Consider the following 16392-nt stretch of genomic DNA (forward strand, 5'->3'; position numbering starts at 1 on the left):
TTTTTGTTCAACTATTGTTGAAGCAAGTGAATTCTTTATGACATTTAAAAATACGTTGTTCTACTTATTTAACTAATCCTAAATATCATATCGAAAGAAAGTGACTATATGCAATAGTCCATGCAAATAAAGCTTATTTACGTTATAATTTTATAGATGCGTTATATACACACTTATTTGAGAGGAGGATTCCCTTGTCCCTAATTTTCGCAATTTTTTTGCCCATAATAATAGCGCTAGTGATTCCTTTTTTGTTCAAGAAAGTTTCTAATATTCATACAGGTTGGTTTGTACTACTTGTTCCACTTGCTTTAGTATTCTTTTACGGCACCTATATACCAACTGTTATGGATGGTCGCACATACATAGAAGAGTTCTCTTGGGTTCCATCATTGGATATTTCATTAGTTTCATACATAGATGGGCTAAGTTTGCTTTTTTCATTGCTCATTACTGGAATAGGTGCACTAGTTGTTCTTTACTCTATCTTTTATTTGGATAAAGAGAAGGAGAAACTAGGTAACTTCTACGTTTACCTATTATTGTTTATGAGTGCAATGCTAGGAGTTGTTCAATCAGATCATCTTATAAGTTTATATTTCTTCTGGGAATTAACTTCTATTTCATCCTTCTTACTTATCGGATATTGGTATACAAAGGATCGTTCTCGATTTGGAGCTTTAAAATCGATGATGATCACTGTATTCGGTGGTTTAATGATGTTGGGTGGATTCGTATTACTTGGAATTATGGGAGAAACGTTCTCTATTCGTGAATTAATCGATCAGGCTCCAATTCTTGTTGGCCATGAGTTCTTTGTTTGGGCACTTGTTCTCGTATTAATTGGAGCATTTACAAAGTCAGCTCAGTTTCCTTTTTACATTTGGTTACCGGATGCAATGGAAGCACCCACTCCGGTTAGTGCATATTTGCATTCCGCAACAATGGTTAAAGCAGGCTTATACTTAGTTGCAAGATTCACACCAATATTTGCTTTATCAGAAGTTTGGGTTTGGCTCGTAACTGGTGTAGGATTACTTACATTATTTTGGGGTTCTGTCTTTGCTGTAAAACAAACAGATTTAAAGGCCATACTAGCTTTCTCAACAGTAAGTCAGCTTGGCTTAATCATGTCCTTGCTTGGTATTGGTTCTATCTCCTATCACGTTACCGGAAATCTAGTCCCTACCTTTACGATCGCTACTTTTGCAGCAATATTCCACTTAATGAACCATGCAACGTTTAAAGGAAGCTTGTTTATGATTGCAGGTATTGTTGATCATGAAACGGGTACACGAGATATTCGTAAACTCGGCGGATTGATGAGCTTGATGCCTATTAGCTTTACTATAGCTATGATTGGCAGCTTCTCTATGGCTGGAATTCCACTATTTAATGGTTTCTTAAGTAAAGAAATGTTTTTAGATGCTACTCTTTTCTTGCAGCATTTTAACGTGCATTCTTTGGAATCTTGGTGGATTTTGTTTCCGATTGTTGCTTGGATTGCTAGCGTTTTCACTTTTGTCTATAGCTTGTACTTCGTATTCCATACATTCCGAGGGAAGCATAAGCCTGAGCTTTTACCTAAAAAAGCACATGAAGCCCCTTGGGGTATGCTTATTTCACCAAGTATATTAGCGATACTTGTTATAGTAATATTCTTTGTTCCTAACTACTTCAGTAGTTTGTTTATCAAGCCAGCTGTAGCTGCCATTCAACCACTTGCGTATCAAGTACCAGCAGATATTGGATTTAAGATTAAGGCATGGCATGGTTTTTCCTCACCGGCATTGTATATGACATTAGGCGTCTTTTTAATAGGTTTCATCTTATATAAAACGATTGATAAATGGGCTCCTGTATACGAAAGAATACCAGTTAAAATGTCACTTAATAGATTTTACGATGGGCTGATGAATCTTTCGGACAAAGGTGCAAACCGACTATCTTCCAGTTATATGACTGGGTCGATTCGTTCGTATTTAATCTATATGTTCGCAGCGTTAATCATTTTATTAGCACTTACAATGTGGATAAAAGATGCATTTGTTATGGATTTAACTAATTTGGCGCCAATTAAATTTTTTGAAGTGTTAATTTCTATTATATTGATAATTAGCACTGTTACTATTTTGGTAACCAAGTCAAGATTAACAGCAATAATTGCTCTTGGAGCGGTTGGATATACAGTCGCTTTATTTTATATCATTTTTAAGGCACCAGATTTAGCATTAACTCAGTTAGTCATTGAAACTGTATCAGTTGCACTATTTTTAGGTGCTTTTTATCATCTACCTAAGATGAACAAGTATGAAAAAGGGAAAGAAGATCGTCGTTTCCGATTGAATAATTTCCTAATTGCTTTAGGTGTAGGTATCATGGTTACGTTAATAGCTATTGCTTCTCATTCGCAAAAGTTAGTCGAGTCCATATCTGAGTACTACAAGGAAACTGTATATTCAGAAGCCGGTGGAGGAAATATCGTAAATGTAATTCTAGTGGATTACCGTGGCTTCGATACATTATTTGAAATTAGTGTACTTACTATTGCATCACTTGGAATTATAGGTATGATTACAGTTCGCTTGGCAAAAAAGAAAGGAGATAGAAAAGTTGAAGACAAATGATCTAATTATTCAAACGACTACAAAAGTAGTGTTTTTCATCATCTTTCTATTCTCCATCCATATCTTTTTTGCAGGTCACTATACACCTGGCGGAGGATTTGTAGGCGGATTAGTCATGTCTAGCGCGATTGTTTTGCTGATGCTAGCTTTTGATTTGAAAACTGTACAAGACATGTTACCGGTCAATTACACAGTAATTACTGCTATTGGTTTAATAATTTCATTACTTACTGCAGCAGCTTCTATTTTCTTTAATGTTCCATTCTTCACTCATGTATATGATTACTTTAACTTACCATTACTTGGGGAAACCTCCATTCACACTGCTATGTTTTTTGATACAGGCGTTTATCTAGTAGTGGTCGGAGTTACGATGAACATCATCCAAATGATAGGAGGAGATGAATAATGGAGATCCTCATGTCCATTTTAATCGGCTTTCTATTTATGGCTGCCGTCTATTTAATACTTTCTAGAAGTTTGTTACGTATAATTATTGGCACTGGTTTGCTAAGTCATGGAACACATTTACTGTTACTGACGATGGGTGGATTAGGCGGGGAATCTGCTCCAGTCTTAGCTGAGGGAATTACCGATTATGCAGATCCATTACCACAGGCGCTTATTTTAACAGCAATTGTAATTAGCTTTGGAGTTACTGCATTTTCGCTCGTGTTAGCTTATCGTGCATACAAAGTTGTTGGTACTGACAATATGGATTTGATGAAAGGAAATGAAGACAATGATTAACTTATTATTACTCCCTGTCCTAATTCCTTTTCTGTTTGCTGCTGTTCTACTACTTTTCCCTAAAAAAGTGAGAGCCCAGCGAGTTGTAACGATGATAGGTTTGGCTTTTGCTTTAGCTTCTTCTTTTGCCTTACTTTATAAAGTAAAAGTAAATGGTGTACAAGCGCTCACATTAGGTAGCTGGTCACCTCCATTTGGAATAACAATGGTTTCTGATATGTTTTCTGCACTATTGGTTACGTCTTCCCTACTAATCGCACTATTTGTTGTGTGGTATAGCTTCACTTCTATAGAAGAGGAACGTGAAAAAGCATTCTATTACCCTGCGATACTATTCATGCTTACAGGTGTAAATGGTGCATTTACTACCGGCGATATTTTCAATATGTTTGTATTCTTTGAAGTGTTATTAATGTCCTCTTACGTTTTAATCGTTTTAGGAGGAGAAAAGATTCAGTTAAAAGAATCAATCAAATACATAATCGTTAATATTGTATCTTCCTCGTTATTTGTTATTACAGTAGGTTATTTATATTCAGTAGTTGGAACGCTAAATATGGCAGACATTTCTGTGAAGTTAGCAGAGATAGGACCATCTGGAATTGTAACAGTTATAGCTGTACTATTTCTCATCGTATTTGGGATTAAAGGTGGTATATTTCCTTTATTCTTCTGGTTACCAGGATCGTATGGAGCCCCACCTATCCCAGTGCTTGCATTATTTGGTGCTTTGCTTACTAAAGTAGGTGTTTATGCAATTATGCGAACTTATACACTGTTTTTCACAACTGATGTTGGGTATACGCATAACTTGTTAATGATACTGTCCATTCTAACTATCGTAGTAGGTTGTATTGGAGCTTTAGCTTATTTTAATGTTAAGCAAATTATTATATACAATATCGTCATAGCTGTAGGGGTTATATTGTTTGGAGCTTCTGTGATGAATGAAAGTGGAATGATGGGGTCTGTCTTTTATTTGATCCATGATATTCTCATAAAAGGCGCACTGTTCCTACTAATAGGGATTATTATTAAGATAACAGGAACCTCGGATTTACGTAAAATGGGCGGTCTTATGAAGCGTTATCCGTTGCTCGCTTGGGTTTACTTAATTGTTGCGTTTGGACTTGCAGGTATTCCCCCGCTAAGTGGTTTTATAGGGAAACTATTAATCGTACAGGGCGGATTTGAAGGAGATCTTTTGTGGCAAAGCATCTTCATACTAGCTTCCAGTCTTCTAGTTCTCCTCTCAGCAATTCGTATTTTCATTTATGCATTCTGGGGTGAAGAAAAAGGACAATATGTTATTAGTGACAAAAAGTACCGTCATTTATTAGCTCCAGCCATCACATTAGCTAGTCTTACTGTCCTGTATGGTGTTGGTGCAGAGTATTTAGTGCCTTTTATGACTGATGCGACAAATGTGCTCCTCGATCCCTCTATATATGTTGATGCTGTTTTCGAAGGAGTGAAATAATATGGCTTTCCAAATTTTATTGAATGTACTAATCGCACTTACTTGGATGTTCTTATCAGTTTCTTTTAAGCCTACGACATTTATAGTCGGTTATTTACTCGGTTTGCTAATGCTTTTCATGCTTCGAAAATCCTTTAGCTCTAGATTTTATATGGATCGTGTATGGGCTGTCATCAAGTTAGCTAGTCTATTCCTAAAGGAACTTTTGCTGTCCAACTTCTCTGTTTTGAAGTTAATCGTGCAACCAACAATGCCTATTCGTCCAGCAATTTTTGCGATGCCAACAGTACTCGAACAAGATTGGGAGATAACCCTTCTATCTAGTTTGATCACTTTAACACCAGGTACCGTAGTTATTGATATTTCGGATGACAATAAAACACTATTTATCCACTCGATAGATTTTGAAGATATTGATGAAGCAGTCGATTCCATACGTAATACATTTGAAAAAGCCATATTGGAGGTGAGTAGATCATGACAACTTTTCTATGGATAATTGTAGTGTTAATAAGTTTGTCAATTCTAGGCTTTGTTTATCGCCTAGTAAAGGGTCCCACTACTCCAGACCGTGTTATTGCATTGGATGCTATAGGAGTAGGACTTATAACGCTGATTGGGCTTATATCTATTCTGTTTGATACAGTCTTTTTCTTAGAGGTTATCTTGTTACTAGCGGTTCTATCTTTTATCGGAACTGTAGCCTTTTCTAAATTCACGGAGAAGGGAGAAATCATTCAACGTGACCGTAATAGCTAATACACTTATTATTGCTACCATTGCTTTTGGGACCATTTTCATCTTAGTTACTGCTATTGGTTTAATACGCCTACCAGATGCATTCTCTCGAGCCCATGCTGCTTCAAAAAGCGCAACTTTAGGGGTTATGAGTATATTACTAGGGGTATTTCTTCATTTTTGGTTAATTGAAGGTCATTTCAATTCGCGTATTTTACTCGGGATTGTTTTTATATTCATAACGGGGCCTGTTGGAGGTCATATGATGGGTCGTGCAGCTTACCTGTCTGGTGTAAAATTATCCGATAAAACAGTACGAGACGATTTAGCCGAAGTGATTAAAAAGAAAAGAGAAAAACTTAAATAGGTAACGATAATATCAAATCTAAAGAGCATGTTTTGAATTTTTTTTCAAAACATGCTTTTATTTGATTGTTTTAGCAAACTTTTATATCAAGCTACACGTCTAATTAATGAAAGGAGACCTAAATTATGAAAAAATCACGTTACAAACAACGAAAACCATGGATTGATGCTGCTTTTATTAGTATGATTGCACTTCTAAGCATAAACCTCATCTTCCTCAGTTACTCAACAAAGAGTAATGCAAAACAATCTACAACCGACAACAAAAAATCTCCAGAAATAACAAAAGAGGAATCGACTATAGAATCGGCTTTTCCAGGAATACTTATTAAAACGGAGGTGTCCAATGATGAATATTCCCCTTATTCAATACAATATCCACAAAGTAAGGTAGAATCATTTAATACACAGATTAAAAAATACATAGATGAACAACTAGATACTTATTTAATCGCCATGCAAGAAAATAAACGAATTGGTAGTAAGGCTCCAGGAGAGTTGAACATCGCATTTGAAATATTCCCACACGCATCAGGTTCTTATTCGTTTGTAATGGTTACAGGTACATATATAGGGGGGGCGAATGGATACACAAGTTTTCACACCACACATCTCCGTACAACTTCTGGGGAAGTTATAGAGATTGATGATTTATTTGGTCATGATGAATCTAAACTTATCAAACTATCATCACTTGTACGAGACAATATTAAGAAAGATCCAAGCCTTAAAGATAAAATACTGGAAGAAGAAATGATACTGGCTACCGAACCCAAATGGAGTAACTTTAAGCAATTTGCGTTAATAGAGGATACTCTTGTTTTGTATTTTGATGAGTATGAGATAGCAAATGGTGCTGCAGGCGCACCTATTATTGGCGTTCCTCTTGCCGAGCTATCTGAACAACTAGTAGCACCTTTTAAACCAATTGACACAAATGATGTATTGCCGAAACCTTCTGTTGAAGAAGATTCTGAAGAAGTTGAAGTAGAACAAAACAGTAATGATGAGACTTCGACTCAAGTTGACGTACAAATTGGAAATGCAAAGAAGAAACAAGTAGCTTTGACTTTTGATGATGGCCCAGATCCTAAAGTTACACCTAAGATTCTTGCAACTCTAGCAAAGTATGATGCTAAAGCAACCTTCTTCATGCTTGGCAGTAGAGTTGAATTCTATCCAGAAATAGCTGGAGATGTATTGGAAGCTGGTCATGAGCTAGGCAACCACACTTGGACTCACGCAAATTTGACCAATATGACGACGAACCTAATCACGGAAGAAGTCTCTAGAACTAATAACATTATCGAACAGGCCACTGGACAAGAACCTACTGTTTTCCGTCCTCCCTACGGTGCTTTTAATGATGACTTAATGAACATTTTGAGCCTACCCGTTGTGCTATGGGATGTAGATACACTAGATTGGAAGTACCGTGATGCCAATCATCTATTAACATCTGTGAAGAGTAGTGTTCATGATGGAAGCACCGTTTTAATGCACGATATTCATTTATCAACTGCCCAAGGTTTAGAAAGTGTGCTTGCATATTTAACTAGTGAAGGTTATACATTTGTAACTGTTTCTGAACTTGATTGACTAATAGAAAGCAAATTTTTTCTATTTTCTACTATTGACCAACTATAATAAAAAAGAAATGACCGGAAAAGGGCATCCTGTCCTTTAAGGTCAAAAGCTGTTTCTAGGTTTTTAGTAGGCTTTATACCGAGTTGTTGCAATATTAGTATCAATTAAACTTTTAGGGATGCTAATTGGTTGTGACGTCCGTCATAACCAATCAGCATCCCTTTTTCGGTAATCTTATGGTGTTTGTATATCCATCCCACTCCATCAACTTTTGGAAACGAGTAGAAATAAAGAGAAGTAGTAAGTGTTCACGGAGCATTTCTATATACTTTTTTATTATTTAAAAATAAAGCTGCTGTATCCACGAAATAACCGTGGACACAGCAGCTTTTTTAGATACCACTTTTCCTAGTAAAAACCACCGTAAAATGGTTGGTAAGGAAATGGCGTATATGGATAATAGTTTGGATATGGATTCGGGTAAAATGGAAACGGCTGTCTATACCCTCCATAATTTCCAAGAGAAGAACCTAAAAGACCTCCAACAAAACTACCTAACAATGGTCCCCCAAACGAACCTATAAAAGGACCTCCCCAATAATTACCTCTGTTATATCTTCTTGGCATGCTGCTCCTCCTTTCAACACAGTGTATGCGTTTAGGGAAGCAACCTATAAGTGTTTCGCCTACTCTTCGTCAGCCATTCTTTCTACTAAAGTAGCAAGCGTACGTACCATAACTCCCGTACCGCCTTTTGGTCCAAAGTCATGAGCTGCTTTTGTATCGGATGTACCTGCAATGTCCAGGTGAATCCAAGGAATTTCCTCTACAAATTCCCCAACAAATCCCCCTCCGAAAATCATATGACCATCTCCACCAGGTGAATTGTTTAGATCTGCTACATCACTTTTGCGAATACGTTTTTTATCGTTTTCAGTTAGTGGCAGTCTCCAAACGAATTCTCCTGTTTCTAGTGATGATTCCATGAAGGTTTCGAAGAATTCTTCATTATTCGTTAAAGCACCTGTTTTATCGTATCCTAATGCCGTAATAACGCCGCCTGTTAACGTTGCAACATCCACAATATAGTTCGCTCCTTGTTGCTTAGCATATGTTACAGCATCTGCTAAAACTAAGCGTCCTTCTGCATCTGTATTTAAAATTTCAATAGTTTTCCCACTCATTGATGTAATAACATCATCTGGTTTAAAAGCATTGCCTGAGATCATATTGTCTGTAGAAGCAATAATAGCAATGACATTTTTATTTGGACGAAGTTCTCCAATAATTTGCATTGCACCTAAAACAGCTGCTGCTCCCCCCATATCGCCTTTCATTCCAACTATTCCAGTTTTAGTTTTAATAGAGTAACCACCTGTATCAAATGTGATACCTTTCCCTACTAATCCTACAACATCAGTCCAATCATCTGTTGCTTGATATTTTAAAGCAATAAGTCTTGGTTCCTCAACAGAGCCTTGATTTACAGCAAGAAGTGCGCCCATTCCAAGCTCTTCAATCTCTTTCTTCCCAAGGATTTCGGTTTCAAATCCGTATGTTTCTCCAAGCTCTCTTGCATATTCACCTAATTGTGTAGAAGTTAATACATTACCAGGTGTATTAACAAGAATTCTTGCCTCATTTACAGCATCTGCATATATAGTACCTACTTCAAAATATGAAACGACTTCATCATCTTCTTCATCCATTAAGAGCTCGATAGAAGGTAAATAATAGTCCGGAACATTCGAAGTAGTTTTATATCCTTCATATGTAAATGAACCCATCCCAATTCCTTCAGCTGCTAAATAAGCTACATCTGCTACAACTATAGCTTCAGAAGTAAATGAAGGTAGCCATATTGCTAGTGACTCTGGTTTACTAGTTAGTAATTCTTTACCCACTAGACCAAATGCCTCTCGTACTTTCTCTTGTGTTAATTGTTTTCGATCACCGATCCCAACAAATAAAACTCTTTTTACTGACTCATGGTTTGAAACTGGAATTTTGACGATTTTCTTTAACTCTGTAGATATATCCCCACTTTTTACCCAGTCCCCAATATGCTCTCCAAAGCTATTTAAAAAAGTATCCCATTTTGGTGTATTTTCTACATGCTTAGAAACCCCAACTACAAGTGTTTCAGATTGTACTTCTTCAAATAATACTTCATTTGTATTGATAATCATCATTTTTCCCCCTACTATTTTCGATATAATTTTATTATATAGGAACCTTACTTATTTTTCGACTAGTAGGAGTATGTTATACTATCAATAATATAAGTACAAATGAAAGGCGGTGTCTACTTTGGCAATCCTCCAAAATACTCCACTTATGGCTGCTCTTTTTTCTATTATATTTGCACAATTCGTCAAAATTCCTATTCACTTTTTAGTGACGAGAAAATTGGATTGGTCTTTATTCACTTCTACTGGTGGAATGCCTAGTTCTCACTCTGCTGCTGTTACATCTCTATGTACCGCTATTGCTTTTGAAACCGGGCTTGGTTCCCCCTTGTTTGCAGTAGCTACAGTTTTTGCAGTAATTGTTATGTTCGATGCAACAGGTGTCCGTTTTCAGGCAGGTCAGCAAGCAATTATGATCAATCAAATGCGACTCGACTTCCAATTATTTGTAGAGCAAACAAAAGAATGGTCACATAAGAAAAATGAAGAAAAAATTGAAGAACTTAAAACCTTACTTGGTCATAAACCTATTGAAGTTTTCATGGGCGCCATAACTGGTATACTAATTTCCGTTGTAATTTATAACTTTATACAATAAGAAAAGGATGGCTCAATTGAGCCATCCTTTTCTATTAAAACATTTGATATCCATTTTTTCTTAAATATTTTATGACAAATCCTGCAGCAATTGAACCAACAAGCCCACCAGCTAAAATAATAATATCAGCAGCATGAAGAGAAACAATTTTTTCCCCTAAAGCAGAAAAAGCAGACCCTGGCTTTGTAAAATAATCAAAAAATCCAACTTCATCTATGATTAGCACCACAACAATCGGATAAAGAATTGCCATAAACCATGTCATACGTAGTAACATATTCAGTAGGAAGGCGATTCCAAAAAACATGACAAAAAATATAACAACTGAAAGTATCATTTGAACTAACATAAACTCCATATTATATAACCTCCGTAACATCTGTAAATAGTTTACCTTAACGGAGGTTAGTATTCAATCAACATATTTGTTTTCACTTTTTTGTCATATCTTGTTCACTTTCTTCCAGATCCATTACAGCAATTACATGTTTCAGATCCACCTAATCGAAGTTGAAAGTAGCCCTCCCCTTTGCAATATGGGCAATGCGCACTTTTTGTCTCAGTTTTCATTCTTGTCATATTAATCGTCTCCTTTTACACCTTTTTGTAATATTCAGATAATATATCACATACAAAATAATTTGTAAAGAGTTAATATGCTTAACACAAATATACGATAATTTATATTAACTGTGAGAAAAACTAGCCACAAAGATCCCAGATCCTTTAAAATCAAAACCTGTTTCTATCGTTTCGAAGTGCTATGGACAGACGTTTTTGCTATAAGATTACCGAGTAACCTTGAAAACTGAATTTATAGAATGGAAAATTTTATATTTTCATATCATAGAAAAGCCCCCACTTTTAAAAAAGTGAGGGCTACAATAGTTTCTTCTAATTATAAACTGAATTTACCTTTTTTCACTACTAGAGGAATTCCGCCGATCATGTAAAGTGCACGATTATCGATTACTTTTTTCATGATTGATGCTTTTGTACCTGTAAGTTTTCTTCCCATTACATCTCCAATTGCATCATGTTCTCCAAGAGAACAAACAGTTCCTTTTAAACTTGGTATAAATTCTTCTGTCGGAGTATCATTCATAAGCGCTACAATATTTTTTGCGACAGTCACTGCTTGTTGCATTGCAATTTGAGCTGTTGGTGGGTATGGACGGTTAACAGCTTCATTGATCATTAGAGCACAATCCCCAACGATGAAGACATCTGGGAATCCAGGAGCTCTCATATCTTTTTCTACTTTAACACGTGCACGCATATTCTCAATACCTGATGATTCGATTAAGCGATTACCACGAACCCCAGCAGCCCATACTACAGTACCAGCTTTAATGAATTCGAATTCTTCTTCGCCTTTTTTAATTTTAACGCCTTCTGGAGTTGCCTCAACTACTGGAGTTCCAATAGAGAATTCAATTCCTTTAGCTTCTAATTGTCTTACTGCATATTCAACTAACTCCGGATCAAATCCTGGTAATACCATTGGAGCTGCCTCTACACAAACTACACGAACTTTATCTTTCGGTACATCGTATTCTTTACAAAGTTCGGGAACACGATTACCTAATTCACCTAAGAATTCAATACCTGAGAATCCAGCTCCACCTACTACGATTGTTAGGCGAGTATCATCTTGTACTTCTTCTGTTGACCATGTTGCAAATTGATATTCAATATGATCACGAATTTGACGAGCAGCATTTACATTAGCAATTGAAAGTGCATATTTATCTAAGCCAGGGATACCGAATGTTTCACCTTCAAAGCCTAGACCAATAACTAAGTAGTCATATGTATACTCACCAGCACTAGTTGTAACTTTTTTAGTATTCACGTCAATAGCATCGACTGTAGCTTTCACAAAGTTTACTTTACTAGAATTGATTACACTTTTCACATCATAACGAACTTGATCTGGACGTAATGTACCAGCTGAAGCTTCATGTAACCAAGTAGATTCGTAATGATAATCATTTTTATTGATTAATGTAATATCGGCTTCATTTGCACCTACTAATTTTTGAAGGTTTACTACTGTAGATAATCCACCATATCCTGCACCTAATACTAGAATTGTTGGTCTTTTCACGAAGATCGCAACCACCTTTTTATATTTTTTGAGAAAAGTTATGACACATAATATACATCATTAAACTCTTCATCTTTGTCTATTGTTCGACAAAAACTCTTACTTCCTATATTAGACCTTTTCTCATATGATTTCAATACAATGTTATTTTATTGTAAAGGTCTGAAAATACTGTGATTGAGCCTCAATAGACTTATAAATCAACTGATCAAATTCTTACAAAAAATAAAGATAAAATAAGCGATATTTTTTAATTCTTAAAGTCATAATCACTGAATAACAGCAGGAATTTCATATATTTTCGTTAAAAAAAGAACATTTTCTATAACAGAAAATGTTCTTTCATATATTAACAGCTTTCAGGTGTACCTTCTTTTTTAGCTGTTCTAAATGATGTTCCACAACCACAAGAAGCAATAGCATTTGGGTTTTCAATTGTAAACCCGCCCCCCATTAATGACTCCTTATAATCGATTGTGGTTCCATTGAGTATCGAGGCATCTTCGGTTGAAACTACGATATCTATTCCGTGCTGATGAAGCTCTATATCTTCTTGCTGTTTTTCTTTTTCAAATCCCATTCCATAAGAAAGACCGCTGCATCCACCACCATTTACTGAAACACGAAGGGCAGAGCCTTCTTCTCCGTTATGCGCCATCATTTCTTTTACACGGTAAGCTGCCGCTTCAGATAAAATAACTACTTCGGTCATCTGAATCACCTTTCCTTTCTTATTTATATCATATCAATGTTTTTACTATCTAGACAAGGAAAACCGCTTGAATATTTACTTAGCTTTCAAGACATTTATCAAGTATAATAGAACTATAACGTGGTTGAGTGAAAAGAGGACTAAAGATGGAACTGACTCCCTATTATCAAAAAGACATTGAATGCTTACATTGCAAACAAAAGTTCAAAACAACAAAGGTTCGTTCAAAATTCATAAAAGTTGTATCTCACAATTCGGATTTTCAGCCTATATATGAAAACAAAGAAGTAAACCCTTTGTTATACAACATTTTTGTTTGTGAGCATTGTGGATTTTCATTTACAGATGACTTCACAAAATATTTTGCGCCTGGGGCAAAGGAAATAATCCAAGAACAAATTTCCAATAAATGGACAACTCGATCGCTTGGCAATGAACGAACGATTGAAGAGGGAATTATGGCATATAAACTAGGAATTCTTTCTGGAACACTGAAAAAAGAAAAATTTGTAACTATGGCAGGTTTTGCAATCCGTATTGCCTGGTTATACCGCATACAGGGTAAGCAAGAAGACGAAATTCGATTCATGGAAATCGCTCGGGATCGTTATGCTGATTCCTATTCAAATGATGACTACAATGGCACACAAATGTCCGAAACTCGAATGCTCTATTTAATAGCGGAGTTATCAAGAAAAATCGGTGATATTGAATATGCTACTCGTTACTTCTCTAAAGTAATTGAGAAACAAAATACGTCCATAGAACCATCCATTATTGAAATGGCAAAAGACCGTTGGCAAGAGATTCGTGCTCAAAAAGAAAAAGAAGCCCTATAAAAGGCTTCTTTTTTATAATTTAAAATACTTGTTCTACTTCCACTACTCCTGGAACCTCTTCCAGAAGTGCACGCTCAATACCTGCTTTAAGTGTAATTGTTGAACTTGGGCAACTGCCACAAGCCCCTAGAAGGCGTAGTTTTACAATACCATCTTCAATATCGACAAGCTCGCAGTCTCCACCATCTCTAAGTAAAAATGGACGCAATTTATCTAAAACTTCTTGAACTTGTTCATTCATTGTATCAGTCATTTCTATCGACTCCTTTCGCTATAATCATTATAATGTGAAGGAAGGAAAAAATCCAATAAAGAATTCCAAGGAGGTCACCATTATGTCGTTTCAATCTTTAAATATAGAAGTTTTTGGTGCAGATGTCGTATGCGCAAGTTGCGTAAATGCACCATCTTCTAAGGATACATATGAATGGCTACAAGCAGCCATCGACCGTAAATTTCCAAATCACCAAGTTACTTTCAGCTATATCGATATCGAAAAGCCAATTGAGAATGAGCGACAACAACTTATTGCCAAAAGAATTGCCGACGATGAGTTCTTTTATCCACTTGTGATGATTAATGATGAAATGATTGGAGAAGGCTATATTCAATTAAAACCAGTCTATGCTGCACTTGAGAAATACGGATATACGGAATAATTCAACAACAAACTATCTAGCAGCTTTTTACATTAGACATGATTGGACCTAGAATTCAATCACTTTTGAACAGTTATCCATATGCTACTGATTTTATTATTTCCTAATGCACTAAAAAGTTCGAAACGCTCAATATAGAGCGTTTCGAACTTTTTAAAAGTGTTTCTCTACTTCATACAATAATATAGATTATATTTCATTCTGATTTATAACAAGTACATATAACAAAAAAGACCATCTCAATTAAGAGAAGGTCCCTAAACTATAGGTATAATGATACCTACATAATAACATTATATTTTTACCCGTTATGACGTTTATACATCCAAAGTAAGCCAGATTTCATCAAACGTGCGATTCGTCCAGTCACTGAGATGTCTGCCAAGTACGCAAATCCTTGTTTTTTCCCTAGAGAGCCCATGAATCCTTTTAGTTTGATTTCGGGCATCTTTTCTGGAAGCGGCGCATCTTTCCAGCGTGCTTGAAGCACTTTGACGATTTGCTCAGCTTGTTCTTCCGCTAACTGTGCACTTGGCGCTAATGGTAGAGATGCAGCATCCCCAACGACATATACATTCGGATAGCTTGGTAAATCATGATATTGTGTTAAAATAACGCGACCTGTTTTATCTTTTTCACCTGGTAGGGCTCTTACAGGCGCAGCGGGTTGAATACCTGCTGTCCAAACAACTACATCTACAGGAATTACTTCTTCGTGATTGTATAATTTGTTCGGCTCTACTTTTGTAATGTTAGAATTACTAACTACGTCTACATTGTTATTATCAAACCATTTTTGTACATAATTACTTAATCTTTCTGGGAAGTCTCTTAAAACACGCGGACTGCGGTCAAATAACTTGATCGACAAGTCTGGACGGCTTTCACGAAGTTCACTTGCAAGTTCTATTCCGCTAAGTCCTGCTCCCACAATTCCTACAACAGAACCCGAAGGTAGACCCCCAATTTTATTGTAAGTATCTCTTGAACGCCCTATCGTTTGAATACTATAAGTAAATTCATCTGCTCCAGGTACGTTATGATATTTGTCCTCACATCCAAGTCCAATTACTAAGTCATCATAAGAAATCGCTTGTCCATCAGCTAGTAAGACTTGTTTGCTTTCTACATCAATTTCTATAATTTCTCCGTAGGTAACTTTTAATTTTTCGTTTTCTGGGAAGGCTACTCGAATACCACTATCCGGAGATGTTCCAGCAGCTAGAGCATAAAATTCAGTTTTTAAACTATGAAATGGTGTTCTGTCTATTAAAGTAATTTCTACATCATCAGGAATATTATTTGGTAATAAGCGAAGTAATATTCGCATATTTCCATATCCCCCACCTAACAATACTAATTTTCGCATAATATTCTCCCTTAAATTTAATGTCATCTCAAATTATAATAGATTGTGATACATTTCACAATAGAACATCTTAATTGACGTTTTCTTTAAAAAAGAGTAGCATGACCATGTAGTGAGGTGAACAGCTGTGAATCCTATGGTTGAATTTTGTATAAGCAACCTTGCAAACGGGTCCCAAGAAGCTTTTGACATATTAGAACAGGACTCTAATTTAGATGTGTTAGAGTATGGTTGCTTGAGTTATTGCTCCCTCTGTTCTGAAACTTTATTTGCCATTGTTAATGGAGAGGTTGTAGAAGCAAATACCCCAAGCGAACTTGTTGCAAACATTTATCAATATATAGAGGACAATCCTCTATTTTAAAAGA

Annotated in this window: 20 protein-coding genes; 12 read left to right on the forward strand and 8 right to left on the reverse strand. The window is 36.0% G+C overall.

Going from position 1 to position 16392, the window contains the following annotated elements; translation table 11 throughout:
* Nucleotides 1-194 precede the first annotated feature (194 nt).
* The 8 genes from ACQCPR_RS13125 (at nucleotide 195) to ACQCPR_RS13160 (ending at nucleotide 7560) form a co-directional block, all read left to right on the forward strand.
* Nucleotides 195-2627 (forward strand): Na+/H+ antiporter subunit A, encoded by a 2433-nt coding sequence (locus tag ACQCPR_RS13125; protein WP_427137187.1) that lies wholly within the window; start codon nucleotides 195-197, stop codon nucleotides 2625-2627.
* Nucleotides 2614-3036: a Na(+)/H(+) antiporter subunit B gene (locus ACQCPR_RS13130; protein ID WP_090567168.1), complete on the forward strand. Its 423-nt coding sequence runs from the start codon at nucleotides 2614-2616 to the stop codon at nucleotides 3034-3036. Before ACQCPR_RS13125 ends, ACQCPR_RS13130 begins: the two co-directional genes overlap by 14 nt.
* Nucleotides 3036-3377: a Na(+)/H(+) antiporter subunit C gene (locus tag ACQCPR_RS13135; protein ID WP_090567165.1), complete on the forward strand. Its 342-nt coding sequence runs from the start codon at nucleotides 3036-3038 to the stop codon at nucleotides 3375-3377. Before ACQCPR_RS13130 ends, ACQCPR_RS13135 begins: the two co-directional genes overlap by 1 nt.
* Nucleotides 3370-4857 carry a Na+/H+ antiporter subunit D gene (locus ACQCPR_RS13140; RefSeq protein WP_427137188.1) on the forward strand — a complete coding sequence of 496 codons (1488 nt, stop codon included), beginning with the start codon at nucleotides 3370-3372 and terminating at the stop codon, nucleotides 4855-4857. The genes ACQCPR_RS13135 and ACQCPR_RS13140 overlap by 8 nt, the downstream gene beginning before the upstream one ends.
* A gap of 1 nt (nucleotide 4858) precedes the next feature.
* Nucleotides 4859-5338, forward strand: a complete 480-nt coding sequence (locus tag ACQCPR_RS13145) for a Na+/H+ antiporter subunit E (protein WP_090567159.1) — start codon at nucleotides 4859-4861, stop codon at nucleotides 5336-5338.
* Nucleotides 5335-5616 (forward strand): Na(+)/H(+) antiporter subunit F1, encoded by a 282-nt coding sequence (locus tag ACQCPR_RS13150; RefSeq protein ID WP_090567156.1) that lies wholly within the window; start codon nucleotides 5335-5337, stop codon nucleotides 5614-5616. The genes ACQCPR_RS13145 and ACQCPR_RS13150 overlap by 4 nt, the downstream gene beginning before the upstream one ends.
* A complete protein-coding gene (mnhG, locus tag ACQCPR_RS13155) occupies nucleotides 5600-5962 on the forward strand; it encodes a monovalent cation/H(+) antiporter subunit G (protein WP_090567153.1) in 363 nt (120 codons plus the stop codon). Before ACQCPR_RS13150 ends, mnhG begins: the two co-directional genes overlap by 17 nt.
* Nucleotides 5963-6087: 125 nt before the next feature.
* Nucleotides 6088-7560, forward strand: a complete 1473-nt coding sequence (locus tag ACQCPR_RS13160; RefSeq protein ID WP_427137189.1) for a polysaccharide deacetylase family protein — start codon at nucleotides 6088-6090, stop codon at nucleotides 7558-7560.
* Nucleotides 7561-7956: 396 nt separating this feature from the next.
* Here the strand turns inward: ACQCPR_RS13160 and ACQCPR_RS13165 are convergent, their stop codons facing one another.
* Nucleotides 7957-8175 carry a hypothetical protein gene (locus ACQCPR_RS13165; RefSeq protein WP_090567147.1) on the reverse strand — a complete coding sequence of 73 codons (219 nt, stop codon included), beginning with the start codon at nucleotides 8173-8175 and terminating at the stop codon, nucleotides 7957-7959.
* A gap of 59 nt (nucleotides 8176-8234) precedes the next feature.
* The gene (locus ACQCPR_RS13170; RefSeq protein WP_427137190.1) at nucleotides 8235-9737 is read right to left on the reverse strand and encodes a leucyl aminopeptidase; all 1503 of its coding nucleotides are present in this window, start codon (nucleotides 9735-9737) and stop codon (nucleotides 8235-8237) included.
* Between the two features lie 121 nt (nucleotides 9738-9858).
* On the opposite strand from ACQCPR_RS13170, the gene ACQCPR_RS13175 reads away from it, so the two are divergent.
* On the forward strand, nucleotides 9859-10335 hold the full coding sequence (locus tag ACQCPR_RS13175) for a divergent PAP2 family protein (protein WP_090567141.1): 477 nt from the start codon (nucleotides 9859-9861) through the stop codon (nucleotides 10333-10335).
* A gap of 34 nt (nucleotides 10336-10369) precedes the next feature.
* On the opposite strand, the gene ACQCPR_RS13180 is transcribed toward ACQCPR_RS13175, so the two are convergent.
* From ACQCPR_RS13180 to ACQCPR_RS13195, 4 genes are all read right to left on the reverse strand, one after another.
* Nucleotides 10370-10693: a YuiB family protein gene (locus tag ACQCPR_RS13180; RefSeq protein WP_090567138.1), complete on the reverse strand. Its 324-nt coding sequence runs from the start codon at nucleotides 10691-10693 to the stop codon at nucleotides 10370-10372.
* A gap of 95 nt (nucleotides 10694-10788) precedes the next feature.
* Nucleotides 10789-10905 carry a YuiA family protein gene (locus ACQCPR_RS13185; protein WP_416235978.1) on the reverse strand — a complete coding sequence of 39 codons (117 nt, stop codon included), beginning with the start codon at nucleotides 10903-10905 and terminating at the stop codon, nucleotides 10789-10791.
* A 328-nt stretch (nucleotides 10906-11233) separates the two neighbouring features.
* On the reverse strand, nucleotides 11234-12445 hold the full coding sequence (locus ACQCPR_RS13190) for an NAD(P)/FAD-dependent oxidoreductase (RefSeq protein WP_090567135.1): 1212 nt from the start codon (nucleotides 12443-12445) through the stop codon (nucleotides 11234-11236).
* Nucleotides 12446-12794: 349 nt separating this feature from the next.
* Complete coding sequence (locus ACQCPR_RS13195) at nucleotides 12795-13157, reverse strand: HesB/IscA family protein (RefSeq protein WP_090567131.1); 363 nt, start codon at nucleotides 13155-13157, stop codon at nucleotides 12795-12797.
* A 146-nt stretch (nucleotides 13158-13303) separates the two neighbouring features.
* Between ACQCPR_RS13195 and ACQCPR_RS13200 the strand changes: the two genes are divergently transcribed.
* Nucleotides 13304-13996 (forward strand): DUF2225 domain-containing protein, encoded by a 693-nt coding sequence (locus ACQCPR_RS13200; RefSeq protein ID WP_090567125.1) that lies wholly within the window; start codon nucleotides 13304-13306, stop codon nucleotides 13994-13996.
* Nucleotides 13997-14015: 19 nt separating this feature from the next.
* Here ACQCPR_RS13200 and ACQCPR_RS13205 read toward each other — a convergent pair whose 3' ends face one another.
* Nucleotides 14016-14249 carry a NifU family protein gene (locus ACQCPR_RS13205; protein WP_090567122.1) on the reverse strand — a complete coding sequence of 78 codons (234 nt, stop codon included), beginning with the start codon at nucleotides 14247-14249 and terminating at the stop codon, nucleotides 14016-14018.
* A gap of 82 nt (nucleotides 14250-14331) precedes the next feature.
* On the opposite strand from ACQCPR_RS13205, the gene ACQCPR_RS13210 reads away from it, so the two are divergent.
* Nucleotides 14332-14655: a YuzD family protein gene (locus ACQCPR_RS13210; protein ID WP_427137191.1), complete on the forward strand. Its 324-nt coding sequence runs from the start codon at nucleotides 14332-14334 to the stop codon at nucleotides 14653-14655.
* 301 nt (nucleotides 14656-14956) lie between these two features.
* Here the strand turns inward: ACQCPR_RS13210 and ACQCPR_RS13215 are convergent, their stop codons facing one another.
* Nucleotides 14957-16024, reverse strand: coding sequence for an NAD(P)/FAD-dependent oxidoreductase (locus ACQCPR_RS13215; RefSeq protein WP_090567116.1), 1068 nt, complete (start codon nucleotides 16022-16024; stop codon nucleotides 14957-14959).
* Between the two features lie 127 nt (nucleotides 16025-16151).
* Between ACQCPR_RS13215 and ACQCPR_RS13220 the strand changes: the two genes are divergently transcribed.
* Nucleotides 16152-16388 (forward strand): YuzB family protein, encoded by a 237-nt coding sequence (locus tag ACQCPR_RS13220; RefSeq protein ID WP_090567114.1) that lies wholly within the window; start codon nucleotides 16152-16154, stop codon nucleotides 16386-16388.
* Nucleotides 16389-16392 lie beyond the last annotated feature (4 nt).

This window comes from Psychrobacillus psychrodurans (assembly GCF_050209195.1).
In the GTDB taxonomy this organism is placed as follows: Bacteria; Bacillota; Bacilli; order Bacillales_A; family Planococcaceae; genus Psychrobacillus; species Psychrobacillus psychrodurans.